Genomic DNA, 506 nt, shown 5'->3' with positions numbered 1-506 from the left:
GTCCGATATTGACGGTGCTTTGGTCGGCGGCGCGAGCCTTGAGCCACAGTCATTCGTTCAATTATTGGAGGAAGGTCAATATGAGTAAAAAACCAGCTGCACTCATCATTCTTGATGGGTTCGGATTACGTAACGAAACAGTAGGGAACGCAGTCGCTTTAGCGAAAAAACCGAATTTTGACCGCTATTGGAACCAGTATCCTCATCAAACATTGACTGCTTCAGGCGAGGCTGTAGGTCTTCCTGAAGGGCAAATGGGGAACTCCGAAGTAGGTCACTTAAATATCGGTGCGGGACGTATTGTGTACCAAAGCTTAACACGCGTAAATGTTGCCATTCGTGAAGGAGAGTTCGAACGCAATCAAACATTCCTTGACGCGATCAGCAACGCGAAAGAAAACAACAAAGCCTTGCATCTGTTCGGTCTTTTATCTGACGGAGGCGTGCACAGCCATATCAATCATTTATTCGCACTGTTAAAGCTTGCGAAAAAAGAAGGGCTGACA

The 506-nt window shown here is 46.4% G+C and carries 1 protein-coding gene and 1 pseudogene; both read left to right on the top strand.

Annotated elements, in window-relative coordinates; genetic code table 11:
- Positions 1–88, top strand: an 88-nt coding sequence (locus ACWHAR_RS32480; RefSeq protein ID WP_452089103.1) for a triose-phosphate isomerase, incomplete at its 5' end; no start/stop codon positions are given.
- Positions 81–506: pseudogene (gene gpmI / locus ACWHAR_RS32475) on the top strand (2,3-bisphosphoglycerate-independent phosphoglycerate mutase); the annotation flags it as partial. The gene ACWHAR_RS32480 and the pseudogene gpmI, both read left to right, overlap by 8 nt.

The sequence above is a fragment of the Bacillus sp. LR--39 genome, from assembly GCF_053613335.1.
The sequence above is the reverse complement of the archived record's forward strand: the minus strand, read 5'-3'. Positions and strand labels throughout refer to the sequence as shown.